Consider the following 16050-nt stretch of genomic DNA (forward strand, 5'->3'; position numbering starts at 1 on the left):
CCCTTCGGCGGATTCTTCGAGAAGAACGAGTCGCCGTCGATGCCCGCGCCGTACCGCTGCAGGGAGATCGGGCGGTCGCCGTTCGTCCGGACGAAGGCGTCCCCGACGGCGACCAGGTACTCCGCCAGTTCGATCTTCGTGATCCCGGGGAGGGGAGAGCGACGCGTCCGAGCGCGTCGTGTCCGGGCAACGCGGCGCCCCGTTGTGGGGGGTCGCCCTCGTCCTTGAGCAGTCGTCATGCTCGTCGTCGGACAGCCGGAAGGGGCGGACGACATGCGGTGGGCAGCATTGACGACGAAGACGAAGGCGACGGTCGTGGTCGCCGTGGCCGCAGCGGTCTGGCTCGGGGGTGTCGGCTCGGCCGGCGCACTCGTCGGGTCGGTCGCGGCGAGCGCCGGGGACGCCCGGCCGGCCGCGGTCGTGGCCGCCGCTGATCCGACCACCGCGCCGAAGGCCACCCGGACGCCGACCCCGACGCCGACCCCGACCCCGGTCGTCGAGGTGACCGAGGTCACGTCGGACGCCCCGGTGCCGTTCGACCGGACGACCGTCGACGACCCGTCGCTGCCGAAGGGGCAGACGAAGGTCACGACGGCCGGTGTCGACGGCGTCGAGACGACCACCTGGCGCGTGACCACGACCGACGGCGTCGAGACCGACCGCGTCGAGGTCGGCAAGGAGGTGACGAAGGCCCCCGTCGCCGAGGTGACCGCGATCGGCTCGTACGTCGCACCGGCCCCGGCTCCCGCCCCGGCCGCACCCGCGCAGCAGGCACCCGCCGCGCCGGCACCCGTCCAGCAGGCTCCGGCCCCGGGCGTGATCACGCCGGGAGCATTCTGTGCCGACGCCCAGAACGGTGCCGTCGCACAGTCGTCGACCGGGAAGTCGTACCGGTGTGGCGGCAAGGGGCCCGACGCGAACGGTCACCTGCACTGGAACACGATGTGACCCGTCCCGGCGCGGTCCGTGTACCTTCCGCTGCATGGCGAGCGAGGCGACGACGCTGACGGTCCCCGGGCCGCACGGCGACCGCGAGGTCAGGATCAGCAGCCCCTCGCGCGTGCTCTTCCCGGAGCCCGGGATCACGAAGATCGAACTGGCGGAGTACCTGGTCGCCGTCGGGGACGCCTTCGTCCGGACGAACGGCGACCGCCCGATCTCCCTGCAGCGGTACGGCGCGGGCATCGACGGCGACTCGTTCTTCTCGAAGAATCCGCCGAAGGGTGCGCCCGAGTACGTCCGGGACGTGACGGTGACCTACCCGAGCGGCCGGTCGCACCCGCAGCTCGTGGTGGACGAGCCGGCCGTGGCGGTTTGGGCGGCGCAGATGAACACCGTCGTGTTCCACCCGTGGGCGTCCCGCGCCGAGGACAGCGACCACCCGGACGAGCTCCGCATCGACCTGGACCCGCAGCCCGGCACCGACTTCCGGGACACCGTCCCGGTCGCCCACGAGCTGCGCCGGGTCCTCGACGAGGTCGGACTGACGGCGTGGATCAAGACGAGCGGCAACCGCGGGCTGCACGTGTTCGCGCCGATCCGTCCCGAGCACGAGTTCCTCGACGTGCGGCACGCGGTGATCGCCGCCGCGCGGGAGCTCGAACGGCGGATGCCCGACCGGGTGACGACGGCGTGGTGGAAGGAGGAGCGGGGACGGCGGGTCTTCGTGGACTTCAACCAGGCGAACCGCGACCGGACGATGGCCGGGGCGTACAGCCCGCGGGCGCTCCCGCACGCGAGCGTCTCGACCCCGATCACGTGGGACGAGCTCGACGGCGCCGACCCGACGACCTTCACGGTCCGGTCGGTCCCCGAGCGGCTCCGGTCGACCGGGGATCCGTGGGCGGAGCTGCACGCGGAGCCGGGCGACCTCGCGCCGCTCCTGGCGTGGTGGGACCGCGACGTGGCGGAGGGCCTCGGCGAGCTGCCGTTCCCGCCGGACTTCCCGAAGATGCCGGGGGAGCCCCCGCGCGTACAGCCCTCCCGCGCGAAGAAGGGCTGAACCGGGCGGCTAGGCGGCGGCGACGTCCTCGGCGCGGTGCTCCGGCTCGGCCACGCGCGTGGTCTGCATCGGGAGCGTGACGCTGGCGGTGTGCAGCCTGGTCAGGCGGGACCAGGTGCCGCGGTGGGCGTCGCTGATGCCGTCGATGATCATGTCCCGCTCCCGTCTGCCGTGGGCGTCCCTGCCGCACTCAAGTTACTAGTTAGGCTAACTACTGCGAGCATAAGAGCGCGGACCGGACAGCGCAAGCCTCAGGTGAGGACGTCTCGCAGGTCGTACGCCGAGGGGACCTCGAGCTGGTCGAACCGGCACGATCCGGCCTCGCGATCGGGACGCCAGCGTGCGAACTGCACCGTGTGCCGGAACCGGTCGCCCTCCATCTGGTCGTACCGGACCTCGAGCACCCGCTCCGGCGCCAGCCGGACGAACGACGTGTCGCGACCCGACGAGAACCGCGACCGTTCCCCGTCACCGGTGACGGGCCTCCCGTCCGTGTCCCGGACGACGACGGGCGCGAGCTCCTCGACCAACTCCTGGCGACGGCGGTCGGTGAAGGCGGACACGCCGCCGACCTGCCGGAGCTCCCCGTCGTCGTCGTACAGCCCGACGAGCAGCGAGCCGACGCCGGAGCCGCTCTTGTGCACGCGGTAGCCGATCGCGACGACGTCGGCGGTGCGGTGGTGCTTCACCTTGAGCATGGTGCGCTTGTTCGGCTCGTACGGTTTCGCACGGGGCTTCGCGACGACACCGTCGAGGCCTGCTCCCTCGAACGTCGTGAGCCACTCGCGGGCGAGGTCGACGTCGAGCGTCGTGCGCGTGACGAACAGCGGGTCGTGGAGGTCCGCGGCCAGGGTCTCGAGCCGCTCACGGCGCTCGTCGAACGGCCGGTCGAGCAGCTCCTCGCCGTCGCAGGCGAGCAGGTCGAAGGCGACGAACTGCGCGGGCGTCTCCACGCTGAGCTTCCGGATCCGCGACTCGGCGGGGTGGATGCGCTGCGAGAGCGCCTCCCAGTCGAGGTGCTCGGCGCCGGGTTCCCCGCTGCGCAGGACGACCTCGCCGTCCAGGACCACCGGGTGGTCCCGCCCGCCGAGCTGCGCCCGGAACGCCTCGACGAGCTCGGGGAAGTAGCGGGTGAGCGGCTTCGCCCCGCGGCTGCCGATCGTCACGTCGTCGCCGTCGACCGTCACGATCCCGCGGAAGCCGTCCCACTTCGGTTCGTACCGCAGTCCGCCCCGCACGCTGTCCGGGTCGGGCACGGCGGCGACCGCCTTGGCGAGCATCGGTGCGGTGTCCATGCGGCCTGTCTACTCGGCGGGCGCTGGCGGGTGCGCGGGCCGGCGGATGCGGGTGGGGACGCGGACGCGCGGGCGGGTGGCCGGATCGGGTGGCCGGGTCGCGGTGGGCGGTCGCGACGGTCGGCCTGGAGGCGCGGCTCGCCAGGGCGCGTCCGTCCCCTCACTAGGGTGGTCGCGTGACGACCGAGGCCCCGTCGGCAGCGCCGGCACCGGAACCGACCAGTCCCGTCCAGGCCGCCGCGCTCCGCGCCGGTGCGCTCCCGCCCGTCGAGGAGGTCCGGCCGGGGGTGTGGACGCTCGCGGTCCCGTTCCACGGCGGGGTCCCGGCGGCGACGCTCGCGTACGTGGTCGAGGACACGGCCGGCGACCTCACCGTGATCGACCCGGGGTGGAGCGGCGACGGTTCGCTGACGGAGCTCCGGGCCGGTCTCCGGACGATCGGCCGGTCGCTCGAGGACGTGGCGCTCGTCGCGGTCACGCACCTGCACGCCGACCACCTCGGCGCCGCCGCGGCGGTCCGCGCGGTGTCCGGCGCCCCGGTCGCGATGCACCGCGCCGAGGTGCGCGCCCTGCAGGACGAGCGGGCGGACGCGGCGGCGAACGACGCGGACATCGCGACGTGGGGCCTGCCCGACGAGCTGCGGGCCGGGGTCGTCGCGGCGTGGGGGACCGGCCGTCGGATCGGCCGCGGGGCCGGGGAACCGCCGTACGCCGACCTGCTGCTCGAGGACGGGGACGTGCTGCCCGTGCCCGGACGGACGCTCACCGCGCTGGGGACGCCCGGGCACACCGCCGGGCACCTGTGCTTCGTGGACGAGCCGGACGGGCTGCTGTTCACCGGCGACCACGTGCTGCCGCGGATCAACCCGGGCATCGGGCTCGGCGGCCGTACCGCGTCGAACCCGCTCGCCGACTACCTGGGGTCGCTCGCGCGGCTCGAGCCGTACGCCCACCTCGAGGTCTGCCCCGGGCACGAGTACCGCTTCGCCGACGTCGTCCGGCGGGCCCGCACGCTCGCGCTGCACCGGGAGGAGCGGAGCCGGCACGTCGCAGAGGCCCTCGACGCGCTCGACCGACCGACGCTGTTCGAGGTCGCGGCCCGCGTGCCGTTCTCCGGCGGCATCGAGTCGATGACGGGCTTCCTGCTCGCGAGTGCGCTGACGCAGACGGCGTTCCACGCGGACCTGCTCGGCCGCGCCGACGAGGTCCGCCCCGCCTGACGGGCGACCGCCGGCCGTCGGGCGGGCCGGCCAGCCGGTCGTGCCGCCGTCCGGCCCTCCCGCCGTGCGGCGTCAGGCGAGGGTCGCGGCGAGGCGCTCCAGGGTCGTGCGGGCGTCGGCGACCTCGGCAGCGGCGTGCTCCGCGAGCGGTGCGAGGTCCGGGATGCGGTCGGCCAGGGTCGCGCTGACCGTGACCGGGTAGAGCTTCATGCCGAGCGCCGTGCCGAGGATCAGGTGGAGCACGGGGGAGCCGTGGTCCCAGGTCTCGGTCGGGGTCCCGGCGTCGTAGGTCGCGCCGCGGCTCACGACCGTGACGACCGGACGGCCCGCCAGGGGCTGCACGTCACCGGCGAGGACCCCGGGCACGTGCACGCGGTCGATCCAGGCCTTCAGGGTGGAGGGCACCGTGTAGTTGTACAGCGGCGCCCCGACCACGACGACGTCCGCGGCGAGGAGCTCGTCGATGACCTCCTGGCGGAGATGCTCGGCCTCGGGCGCGACGGTCTCGTCCGCCCGACGGTCCGCGGCGGCCCAGTGCAGCGCCGACGTCTCGAGGTGCGGGAGCGGGTCGGTGTGCAGGTCCCGGCGGACGACCGTGTACTCCGGCCCCCGCGCGCGCCAGGCGTCGGCGAAGGCAGCGGTGAGGTCGCGGGAGCGGGAGTGCGCGAGGTCGGCCGACGAGTCGATGTGCAGCAGGGAGGGCATGGGACCACGCTACCCACGCCGGGCCGCACCGGCGGGGAACGCGGACGGCCCCGTCGCACCGCGGGGGATGCGACGGGGCCGTGGTGGGCCTGCGGTCCGTCACGCCGGAGCGCGACGGTCCGCAGGCGGGGTCAGCGCTGGGTGCGGCGGCGGCGCAGGACGCCGGCCCCGAGGAGCCCGGCACCCGCGGCGACGAAGCCGAGGGCCCAGGGGAGGGCGCTCGTGGCGTCGGTGCCGGTGAAGGCGAGTTGGCCCTTCGGGGCGGTGGCGACGGCGGGCGTGACCGAGCCCACGGTGCCGGCGGGGGCGGCGGTCGGGACGACCGTCACGGGGAAGGAGACCGAGACGGACTGCGCGGCGACCGTGAGCACGTGGGTCGACGCGTGCGGGAAGGTGACCTTCGTCGCGAACGTGTCCTCGTCGATCGCGATCTGGTCGGTCGCGTGGTCGCTCGTCACGGTGACCTGGTCCGCGTTGCCCTCGTCGTCGTACTGGGTCGTGTCGTTGCCGAACTCGTCGACCGGCGAGCCGTTGATCCAGAGTGACTGCCCCTGCGCGACCGTGGGCTGCCCGCCGTCGGTGATGGTCGGCTCCTGGTCGGGGTCGCCCGAGAACGCGAACGTGGTGATGTGCCCGTCCGGCTCGATGAGCCAGCCGGTGAAGGGGTGCTCGCCGTCGAACAGGTCGGCGGGCGAGGTGTTCGTCGTCTGGGCCATGACGCCGACGGCCTTCGCCGGGTCGACGATCACCTCGACGTACTCGGTCGCGGTCGAGGTGCCGTTCGTCGCGACGACGGTGAAGTCGAAGACCGAGGCGTAGGTCACCCGACCGGAGAGTGTCGCGGTCGCGGCATCGAAGGTGGTGTCGAACGGCAGGTAGGCCTCGGGGGTGTCCGTCTCGGGGTCGACGCTGTCCGGGTCGGCGTAGCCGATCGAGTACTCGACCGTGCCGCTGCCCTTGGCCACGCGGAAGACCTCGTCGAGGGTGTCGCCGGCGGTGACCTCGATCGTGCGCGGGGACTCGTACGAGGTCTCGGCCGCGAACGCGACGTCCTCGCTGACGGCCGCTGTGGCCTCCGTCGCGGTCTGCCCGGGCGCCGATCCCGTGACGGTCAGCGTGATCGTCTTGCCGACCATGTCGGCGGTGACGTCGAACGAGGACGCCGTGACGGGCGTGCCGCCCTCGACGGTCCAGACTGCCCGCGGGTCGTCGATGCCGGTGGTCGTGTAGAAGAGCGTCACGCCGACCTTCGGGGCACCGACGATCGTGGCCGAGGAGGTCGCGGTCGGGGCCACGGCGGACGGCGCGGCCTTCGTCGTCGTGCTCGGCGCGGAGGTGGTCGTCGGGGCGGGCGCGGCGGTGTCGCCCGTGGTCGGAGCCGGTGCGGCGTCCGTCGACGTGCCGGTGCCGGACGGCGCGGTCGCGGCGTCCGTCGGAGTCGTCGTGGCCGAGCCGGTGGTGTCCGTCGCGGTCGTGCCCGCGCCGGTGCTGTCCGTCGTGGTCGACGTGGTGCCCGTCGACGACGGGTCGGCCGGTGCGACGGCCGAGGTCGGCTCGTCGACGGCGAACGCCGCCGTCGAGGTGAAGACGCCCAGTCCGGTCGTCAGGCCGATGAGTGCGACGGTCGTCCCGAGCGCGCAGGCGCGACGGGTCGAGGAGGTGCTGCGGTGCACGGGTCCCCCAGGGGTCAGGTCCGGTCGGGTGCCGGATCGTAAGAATCCGCCGAGAATGTCGGCGTCCTCGGATCGTACTGTCACAGGAACCGGCTTCCGGTCACAGTGCCCGAATTGTGACCTGGGTTGGGGGCCTGGTGCCGGCACCGCGCGCCCGGTTGCCTGGTCACGCACCCGACACGCCGGACGGGAGGCACGGTGCGGGCCGGCACCGTGCCTCCCGTCCGCCGTGTGGTCACCCACTGCGCGACGGGTCGCGACCGTCCGGGTCGGTCACGTCCCGCCGTACTGAGGAGGAGCGCTCAGGCGCGTCGACGCGCGCGGTGGAGGAGCAGGCCGCCACCGGCGGCCAGGAGGCCGAGGGCCCAGCCGATCGGTGCGCCCGTCTCGACGCCGGTGTAGGCGAGCGAGCCCGTGGTGGGGTGCTGGGTGGGGGTGGTCGAGGCCGCAGCGACCGTCGTCGGAGCGTCCCCCACCTGCACCGTGAAGGTCAGGGTGAGGTCGCCGAGCCGAGCGGTGATCCGATGGTCCCCGGCGCCGACGAGGCGCGCATCGATGACCGGTGTGCCGTCGGTGCTCCTCGGCTCGAGGTCGTCAGCGTCGACGGACGACGACCACGTCGGCCGCCGCGGGTCACTGTTCAGGTCACCGTTCCGGTCGAGGGTGAGGAGGTCGACCTCGACCGTTTCTCCGTCGCGCACACGCAGGGGAGTGGCCGGGTCACCGGATTGCACCTCTGAGCTGCGGCTGTAGTTCGTCGACCCGTCCGACCGGACCAGCCACGTCCCGGAGCCGCGCACGACGGCACCGAGGGATGCGGTGTCGCCGGGGAGGATCACGAGTTCGACCCGGGAGACCTCACCCCCGTCCGGCCGGATGCTGGAGGAGGTGTGCAGCCAGAACTCGACGACCTGGGCGCGGGTCGGGGTCCCGGACAAGGTGCCGTCGGGGTCGAGGCGCAGGCCGTCCGGCAGCGGGAACGGGTTCCCGTCTCCGCCCGGTGCGTCAGTCGCGGAGTAGACGAGCCCGTCGCCGTCGAAGGCGGCGAGCGGTGTGCTCGTGGACGTCCCGACGCGGAGGTCGAGGCTCCGGACGCCGAGGAAGCCCCAGCGGTTCCCGGGTGCCTCGTCGACGGGCGCGGAGGTCTCGCTGACGACGGTCGTCGGCTCCAGGCCGGGAGCGGTACCGGTCACCCGGACTGCGTACCGGTCGAGGGATCCCTCCATGGAGCCGATCACGAACGTGCGCTCGGTCGTCGCACCGGACTGCGGCACGAGCGGGCCGCCGTCGAAGGAGTGGAGCCACTGGTAGGTGAAGGTCGTTCCGGCGGGCCACCCGGCGGTCTCCGCGGTGAGGGTGCCGAGGCGTTTCGCGGTCCCGCTGACGGTCACGGAACCCGCCGACGTGGCGGCGGCCGTCGGTTGCGCCGCGGTGGTCGTCAGGGTGGGGGTGGTCGCCGGAGCGGGGGTCCCGGCCGTGGTCGACCCTGTGGCGGTCGGGGCGACGGTGTCGGGGGCGTCGACCGGGGTCGTGTCGGCTGCGTGCGGCTCCGCGGTCGCGTCGGGGGCGGAGTCCGCCGTGCCGGCGACCGTCGTGCTCCGTGCGGTCGTGGTCTCGTCCAGGTCGATGGGCTCGGCGGCGCTGGCCGCGACGGCACCGACGCCGAGCGCGGACGAGCCGACGGCGACGACGACGGCGGCGGCGCCGAGTGCGGCGGTGCGGCGGAGTGTGGAGCGGCAGCTGTGGCGGTGCATGGGTTCCCCTCGTGGTGGTGGGCGTCTCGATGCGCCCTCACATGAGAGGTGTCCTGCCCGGACCAGGTCTGACGTCGATCAGGTCACGGGTCGGTCACGGTTGCGCGCCGGGCGTCAGTGCTGCTCGGCGGCCCGGACGAGGGCGTCGCGGAAGGCACTCGTCACCGGGGAGTCCGCGCTCGACAGGCGCTGCGCCGTGAAGATGGTCCGTCGCGCCGGCTCGGGCAGCTCGAGCAGCCGGCACCGGGTCGAGCGGCCGGCCCACACCAGGTCGGGCATGAGGCCGACGGCGTTGCCCGACTCGATCAGCCGGATCTGCGCCTGCAGGTCCGCGGTCTCGTAGCGGACGTCCGGCTCGAACCCGGCGCGCCGACACGTCTGCTCCGCGAAGTGCCGGGACGCTGCACCCCGCGGTTCCATCACCCACGGCATCCCGCCCGCGTCGATCAGGGCCACGGCGGGGTCGTCGTCGGTGAGGGGCACGAGACTCGCGTCCGTCGGGGGCAGGGCGAGTCGCACCGCGTCCGTGGTCAGGTCCCGCTGGTCCAGCCCCGGGAAGCGCGGGGCTGCGTGCGCCGGGTACTGCTCGGCGATGACCATGTCGAAGTCCCGTGCCCAGGTCTCGTTGAGCGCGGTCTCCGGCTCGTGCTGCACCATCTCGACCCGCACGTCGGGGTGCTCGAGCGCCATCGTGTGGAGCGCGGTCGGCATGAGCGCGAGCGCCGCGGACTGGAACACCGCGACACGGATCCGGCCCTGCACGCTCGTGAGCGTCGATTCGACCGACGACTGTGCCCGTTCGAGCACGTCCAGCACGTCGCCCGCTGCCTGCACCAGCACGTCGGCCTGCGGGGTGAGCTGTAGCCGCCGTCCGGCCTTGCGGAGGAGCTGCACGCCGGCCTCGCGCTCGAGCACCCCGAGCTGCTGCGAGACCGCCGACGGGGTGAGGTTCATGGCCTCGGCCACGGCCGCGACGGTGCCGCGGATCGAGAGTTCGCGGAGGAGGACCAGGCGCCGGACGTCGAGCATGGTCGAACAGTAGTTCTTCTTCACGGTACGCGTCAGAACTATTTGCTTCCGCTACCGCTTGGTCGGCACCACACTGAGGCCATGACCGACGTCCAGCCGCGCACCGACGCGCACGCCACGCCCGCTGCCGAAGCCCTCGCCGACGCCTCCGTCGCGCTCGTCCGGCAGTGGTTGGCCGAGGCCGAGTCGTACCCGGTGGACGGCTCCGCCAAGCAGCTCGCGGGCGTGCTCGCGGACCCGAAGGGCCTGGCGTTCGCCGTCGGGTTCGTCGACGGCGTCGTGCGCCCGGAGGACCTCGGCGTCGCAGCGCGCAAGCTCCGGGCGATCGCGCCGGACGCCCCCGGGTTCCTGCCGGCCGCGCTCCGCGGACTCGTCCGGCTCGGCGGCGGGATGGCGCCGGTCCTGCCGAACGTCGTCGTCCCGATCGCCCGACGGGTGCTGCGCGACATGGTCGGCCACCTGATCGTCGACGCGACCGACGCCAAGCTCGGGCCGGCCATCGCGAAGATCAAGCGCGACGGCGTCCGGCTCAACGTGAACCTGCTCGGTGAAGCGGTGCTCGGCGAGAAGGAGGCGTCCCGACGGCTCGAGGGCACCGAGCGGCTGCTCGCCCGGGACGACGTCGACTACGTCTCGATCAAGGTCTCGTCGACCGTGCACCCGCACTCGCCGTGGGCGTTCGACCACGCGGTCGACGACATCGTCGAGAAGCTCCGCCCGCTGTTCCGCCGTGCGGCCGCGGCGAGCCCGGCGAAGTTCATCAACCTCGACATGGAGGAGTACAAGGACCTCGACCTGACGATCGCGGTCTTCACGAAGCTCCTCGACGAGCCGGACCTTGATGTCCGCGCCACCGCGGGCGCGGCGGGCGGCGGACCACTCCTGCAGCTGCTGCATCGCGGCGAGCGCGTCGGGCAGGTACGCCTGCAGCACGATGCCGGCTTCGAGCGTGGTGAACTCCGGCTCGTCAAGGGCGCCAACCTGCCGATGGAGCAGGTCGAGGCATCGGTGCACGGGTGGCCCCTCGCGACGTGGCACACCAAGCAGGACTCGGACACGAACTACAAGCGCGTCCTCGACTGGGCGCTCACCCCGTCACGCATCGAGAACGTGCGCGTCGGGGTCGCCGGGCACAACCTGTTCGACGTCGCGCACGCGTGGCTGCTCGCGGGGGAGCGCGGGCTCCGTGACGGCATCGAGTTCGAGATGCTCCTCGGCATGGCGCAGGGGCAGGCCGAGGCCGTGCGGCGCACCGTCGGGTCGCTGCTGCTCTACACGCCGGTCGTCCACCCGGGCGAGTTCGACGTCGCGATCGCGTACCTGATCCGTCGACTCGAAGAAGGCGCGTCGCAGGACAACTTCATGTCGGCGGTGTTCTCGCTCGCGTCCTCGCTGTCACTGTTCGCCCGCGAGGAGACGCGGTTCCGCGACTCGCTCGCGCCGCTGTCGCTCCCCGGTGGGCTCGACGCGCCCGCACCGCACCGCGTGGCCGACCGCTACGCCGCGGTCGAGCGGCCCCGCCCGGGGCACTTCGAGAACACGCCCGACAGCGACCCGTCGGTGGCCGCCGTCCGCGAGTGGGGCGCCGGCATCCACGCCCGGGTCGCATCGTCCACGCTCGGCGAGCGCGGCGTGCAGCAGGCGCGGCTCAGTTCGGCGGACCAGCTGTCGACCGTGCTCGACCGCGTCCGCACCGCCGGCGGGACCTGGGCGGGCTGGTCCGGCGCGGCGCGCGGTGCCGTGCTGCACGCCGTCGGCGACGCGCTCGAGGCCAACCGCGCCGCCTTCGTCGAGGTCATGGCGGCCGAGGCCGGGAAGACCATCGACCAAGCCGACCCCGAGGTGTCCGAGGCGATCGACTTCGCGCACTTCTACGGCGAACTCGCCGCGCAGCTCGACGAGGTCGACGGTGCGACCTTCACGCCGGCGGCCCTGACGCTCGTCACGCCGCCGTGGAACTTCCCGGTCGCGATCCCCGCCGGTTCGACGCTCGCCGCCCTGGCCGCCGGCTCCGCGGTCGTGCTCAAGCCCGCGCCGCCGGCCGAACGCTGCGGCGCGGTCCTCGCGTCCGTGATCGAGACCGCTCTCGACGCGCACGGCGCGCCCGCCGACCTGCTCGCGTTCGTGCAGGTCGCCGAGGACGAGCTCGGCAAGGAGCTCATCACGGCGCCGCAGGTCGACCGCGTCATCCTGACCGGTGCGTACGAGACGGCCGAGCTCTTCCGGTCGTTCCGGCCGGACCTGCCGCTGCTGGCCGAGACCTCGGGCAAGAACGCGATCATCGTCACGCCGTCCGCGGACCTCGACCTCGCCGTCAAGGACGTCGTCGCGTCGGCGTTCGGGCACGCCGGGCAGAAGTGCTCCGCGGCGTCGCTCGTCGTCCTCGTCGGGTCGGTCGCCCGCTCGCGCCGGTTCCGCTCGCAGCTGCTCGACGCCGTGTCGTCGCTCACGGTCGGGTACCCGTCCGACCCCACTACCCAGATGGGCCCGGTCATCGAGCCCGCCGCGGGCAAGCTCCTCGAGGGCCTCACCACCCTCGGCGCCGGCGAGCACTGGGCCGTCACCCCGAAGCGCCTCGACGACACCGGTCGACTCTGGAGCCCTGGCGTCCGCGGGGGTGTCCGCCGTGGCTCGGCCTTCCACCGCACGGAGTACTTCGGCCCGATCCTCGGCATCATGACGGCGTCGACCCTGGACGAGGCGATCGACATCGTCAACGACGTCGACTACGGCCTGACCTCCGGGCTCCACTCGCTCGACCCGGGCGAGATCGGCACGTGGCTCGAGCGGATCCAGGCGGGCAACCTCTACGTCAATCGCGGCATCACCGGAGCGATCGTGCGCCGGCAGCCGTTCGGCGGGTGGAAGAAGTCGGCCGTCGGTGCGGGGACGAAGGCCGGCGGCCTGAACTACCTGCTCGGCCTGGGCTCCTGGAGCACGGCACCGGCACAGACCGGCGTGCCGGCCTCGCGCCCGGTGCAGGAGTTCGTCCGAGCAGCCGGGGTCCCATCCCCGTCGCTCGACCGGTCCGTGGCGTCGGACGAGCAGGCCTGGTCGACGCTGTTCGGTGCCGCGGTGGACGTGTCGGCGCTCTCGGCCGAGCGGAACGTCGCCCGGGTACGGCAGGTACCGGGCGACGTTCCGCTCGGCCGAGAGCGCCGACACGTCCACCGCGGCACCGAACAGCGTCGACCAGGCCTGCTCGTCCGACGCCACGGACCGGTCGAGCGACGGGGATGGGACCCCGGCTGCTCGGACGAACTCCTGCACCGGGCGCGAGGCCGGCACGCCGGTCTGTGCCGGTGCCGTGCTCCAGGAGCCCAGGCCGAGCAGGTAGTTCAGGCCGCCGGCCTTCGTCCCCGCACCGACGGCCGACTTCTTCCACCCGCCGAACGGCTGCCGGCGCACGATCGCTCCGGTGATGCCGCGATTGACGTAGAGGTTGCCCGCCTGGATCCGCTCGAGCCACGTGCCGATCTCGCCCGGGTCGAGCGAGTGGAGCCCGGAGGTCAGGCCGTAGTCGACGTCGTTGACGATGTCGATCGCCTCGTCCAGGGTCGACGCCGTCATGATGCCGAGGATCGGGCCGAAGTACTCCGTGCGGTGGAAGGCCGAGCCACGGCGGACACCCCCGCGGACGCCAGGGCTCCAGAGTCGACCGGTGTCGTCGAGGCGCTTCGGGGTGACGGCCCAGTGCTCGCCGGCGCCGAGGGTGGTGAGGCCCTCGAGGAGCTTGCCCGCGGCGGGCTCGATGACCGGGCCCATCTGGGTAGTGGGGTCGGACGGGTACCCGACCGTGAGCGACGACACGGCGTCGAGCAGCTGCGAGCGGAACCGGCGCGAGCGGGCGACCGACCCGACGAGGACGACGAGCGACGCCGCGGAGCACTTCTGCCCGGCGTGCCCGAACGCCGACGCGACGACGTCCTTGACGGCGAGGTCGAGGTCCGCGGACGGCGTGACGATGATCGCGTTCTTGCCCGAGGTCTCGGCCAGCAGCGGCAGGTCCGGCCGGAACGACCGGAAGAGCTCGGCCGTCTCGTACGCACCGGTCAGGATGACGCGGTCGACCTGCGGCGCCGTGATGAGCTCCTTGCCGAGCTCGTCCTCGGCGACCTGCACGAACGCGAGCAGGTCGGCGGGCGCGCCGTGCGCGTCGAGAGCGGTCTCGATCACGGACGCGAGGACCGCGCCGCAGCGTTCGGCCGGCGGCGCGGGCTTGAGCACGACCGCGGAGCCGGCGGCCAGGGCGGCGAGCGTCGAACCGGCGGGGATCGCGACCGGGAAGTTCCACGGCGGCGTGACGAGCGTCAGGGCCGCCGGCGTGAAGGTCGCACCGTCGACCTCGTCGAGCTGCGCGGCGAGTTCGCCGTAGAAGTGCGCGAAGTCGATCGCCTCGGACACCTCGGGGTCGGCTTGGTCGATGGTCTTCCCGGCCTCGGCCGCCATGACCTCGACGAAGGCGGCGCGGTTGGCCTCGAGCGCGTCGCCGACGGCGTGCAGCACGGCACCGCGCGCCGCGCCGGACCAGCCCGCCCAGGTCCCGCCGGCGGTGCGGACGCGGTCGAGCACGGTCGACAGCTGGTCCGCCGAACTGAGCCGCGCCTGCTGCACGCCGCGCTCGCCGAGCGTGGACGATGCGACCCGGGCGTGGATGCCGGCGCCCCACTCGCGGACGGCGGCCACCGACGGGTCGCTGTCGGGCGTGTTCTCGAAGTGCCCCGGGCGGGGCCGCTCGACCGCGGCGTAGCGGTCGGCCACGCGGTGCGGTGCGGGCGCGTCGAGCCCACCGGGGAGCGACAGCGGCGCGAGCGAGTCGCGGAACCGCGTCTCCTCGCGGGCGAACAGTGACAGCGAGGACGCGAGCGAGAACACCGCCGACATGAAGTTGTCCTGCGACGCGCCTTCTTCGAGTCGACGGATCAGGTACGCGATCGCGACGTCGAACTCGCCCGGGTGGACGACCGGCGTGTAGAGCAGCAGCGACCCGACGGTGCGCCGCACGGCCTCGGCCTGCCCCTGCGCCATGCCGAGGAGCATCTCGAACTCGATGCCGTCACGGAGCCCGCGCTCCCCCGCGAGCAGCCACGCGTGCGCGACGTCGAACAGGTTGTGCCCGGCGACCCCGACGCGCACGTTCTCGATGCGTGACGGGGTGAGCGCCCAGTCGAGGACGCGCTTGTAGTTCGTGTCCGAGTCCTGCTTGGTGTGCCACGTCGCGAGGGGCCACCCGTGCACCGATGCCTCGACCTGCTCCATCGGCAGGTTGGCGCCCTTGACGAGCCGGACCTTGATGTCCGCGCCACCGCGGGCGCGGCGGGCGGCGGACCACTCCTGCAGCTGCTGCATCGCGGCGAGCGCGTCGGGCAGGTACGCCTGCAGCACGATGCCGGCTTCGAGCGTGGTGAACTCCGGCTCGTCGAGGAGCTTCGTGAAGACCGCGATCGTCAGGTCGAGGTCCTTGTACTCCTCCATGTCGAGGTTGATGAACTTCGCCGGGCTCGCCGCGGCCGCACGGCGGAACAGCGGGCGGAGCTTCTCGACGATGTCGTCGACCGCGTGGTCGAACGCCCACGGCGAGTGCGGGTGCACGGTCGACGAGACCTTGATCGAGACGTAGTCGACGTCGTCCCGGGCGAGCAGCCGCTCGGTGCCCTCGAGCCGTCGGGACGCCTCCTTCTCGCCGAGCACCGCTTCACCGAGCAGGTTCACGTTGAGCCGGACGCCGTCGCGCTTGATCTTCGCGATGGCCGGCCCGAGCTTGGCGTCGGTCGCGTCGACGATCAGGTGGCCGACCATGTCGCGCAGCACCCGTCGGGCGATCGGGACGACGACGTTCGGCAGGACCGGCGCCATCCCGCCGCCGAGCCGGACGAGTCCGCGGAGCGCGGCCGGCAGGAACCCGGGGGCGTCCGGCGCGATCGCCCGGAGCTTGCGCGCTGCGACGCCGAGGTCCTCCGGGCGCACGACGCCGTCGACGAACCCGACGGCGAACGCCAGGCCCTTCGGGTCCGCGAGCACGCCCGCGAGCTGCTTGGCGGAGCCGTCCACCGGGTACGACTCGGCCTCGGCCAACCACTGCCGGACGAGCGCGACGGAGGCGTCGGCGAGGGCTTCGGCAGCGGGCGTGGCGTGCGCGTCGGTGCGCGGCTGGACGTCGGTCATGGCCTCAGTGTGGTGCCGACCAAGCGGTAGCGGAAGCAAATAGTTCTGACGCGTACCGTGAAGAAGAACTACTGTTCGACCATGCTCGACGTCCGGCGCCTGGTCCTCCTCCGCGAACTCTCGATCCGCGGCACCGTCGCGGCCGTGGCCGAGGCCATGAACCTCACCCCGTCGGCGGTCTCGCAGCAGCTCGGGGTGCTCGAGCGC

Annotated in this window: 11 protein-coding genes and 2 pseudogenes; 5 read left to right on the top strand and 8 right to left on the bottom strand. The window is 73.3% G+C overall.

The features are described from left to right. A partial coding sequence (gene ligD / locus HUN59_RS19690; protein ID WP_441307015.1) for a non-homologous end-joining DNA ligase LigD occupies window positions 1–239 on the bottom strand: 239 nt, incomplete at its 3' end. On the opposite strand from ligD (HUN59_RS19690), the gene HUN59_RS10145 reads away from it, so the two are divergent. After that, on the top strand, window positions 238–948 hold the full coding sequence (locus HUN59_RS10145; protein WP_254629852.1) for a G5 domain-containing protein: 711 nt from the start codon (window positions 238–240) through the stop codon (window positions 946–948). The two genes, ligD (HUN59_RS19690) and HUN59_RS10145, sit on opposite strands and share 2 nt — an antisense overlap. Window positions 949–982: 34 nt before the next feature. Then, window positions 983–2002, top strand: coding sequence for a non-homologous end-joining DNA ligase (ligD, locus tag HUN59_RS10150; protein WP_174778277.1), 1020 nt, complete (start codon window positions 983–985; stop codon window positions 2000–2002). 9 nt (window positions 2003–2011) lie between these two features. Here the strand turns inward: ligD (HUN59_RS10150) and HUN59_RS10155 are convergent, their stop codons facing one another. Beyond that, the gene (locus tag HUN59_RS10155; RefSeq protein WP_174778278.1) at window positions 2012–2155 is read right to left on the bottom strand and encodes a hypothetical protein; all 144 of its coding nucleotides are present in this window, start codon (window positions 2153–2155) and stop codon (window positions 2012–2014) included. 98 nt (window positions 2156–2253) lie between these two features. After that, entirely contained in the window at window positions 2254–3297 is a 1044-nt protein-coding gene (locus HUN59_RS10160) for an ATP-dependent DNA ligase (RefSeq protein ID WP_174778279.1), read from the bottom strand. Window positions 3298–3473: 176 nt separating this feature from the next. Here HUN59_RS10160 and HUN59_RS10165 point away from each other — a divergent pair, with 176 nt between their 5' ends. Then, the gene (locus tag HUN59_RS10165) at window positions 3474–4517 is read left to right on the top strand and encodes an MBL fold metallo-hydrolase (RefSeq protein ID WP_174778280.1); all 1044 of its coding nucleotides are present in this window, start codon (window positions 3474–3476) and stop codon (window positions 4515–4517) included. A 72-nt stretch (window positions 4518–4589) separates the two neighbouring features. On the opposite strand, the gene HUN59_RS10170 is transcribed toward HUN59_RS10165, so the two are convergent. The 4 genes from HUN59_RS10170 to HUN59_RS10185 all read right to left on the bottom strand — a co-directional run bounded on the left by HUN59_RS10170 (window position 4590) and on the right by HUN59_RS10185 (window position 9678). Then, window positions 4590–5222: an FMN-dependent NADH-azoreductase gene (locus HUN59_RS10170; RefSeq protein ID WP_174778281.1), complete on the bottom strand. Its 633-nt coding sequence runs from the start codon at window positions 5220–5222 to the stop codon at window positions 4590–4592. 131 nt (window positions 5223–5353) lie between these two features. Next, window positions 5354–6895: a hypothetical protein gene (locus tag HUN59_RS10175; RefSeq protein ID WP_174778282.1), complete on the bottom strand. Its 1542-nt coding sequence runs from the start codon at window positions 6893–6895 to the stop codon at window positions 5354–5356. Between the two features lie 302 nt (window positions 6896–7197). Next, window positions 7198–8649: a hypothetical protein gene (locus tag HUN59_RS10180; protein ID WP_174778283.1), complete on the bottom strand. Its 1452-nt coding sequence runs from the start codon at window positions 8647–8649 to the stop codon at window positions 7198–7200. Between the two features lie 114 nt (window positions 8650–8763). After that, window positions 8764–9678, bottom strand: a complete 915-nt coding sequence (locus HUN59_RS10185; RefSeq protein WP_174778284.1) for a LysR family transcriptional regulator — start codon at window positions 9676–9678, stop codon at window positions 8764–8766. Between the two features lie 81 nt (window positions 9679–9759). Between HUN59_RS10185 and HUN59_RS19695 the strand changes: the two are divergent. Continuing rightward, window positions 9760–12825, top strand: a pseudogene (locus HUN59_RS19695) (proline dehydrogenase family protein); the annotation flags it as partial. Here the strand turns inward: HUN59_RS19695 and HUN59_RS19700 are convergent. Further along, window positions 12778–15843: pseudogene (locus HUN59_RS19700) on the bottom strand (proline dehydrogenase family protein); the annotation flags it as partial. The pseudogenes HUN59_RS19695 and HUN59_RS19700 sit on opposite strands and share 48 nt — an antisense overlap. Before the next feature lie 81 nt (window positions 15844–15924). On the opposite strand from HUN59_RS19700, the gene HUN59_RS10200 reads away from it, so the two are divergent. Continuing rightward, window positions 15925–16050: helix-turn-helix domain-containing protein (locus HUN59_RS10200; RefSeq protein ID WP_174779454.1), on the top strand; the 126-nt coding region annotated here is incomplete at its 3' end.

The sequence above is a fragment of the Curtobacterium sp. Csp2 genome (assembly GCF_013347165.1).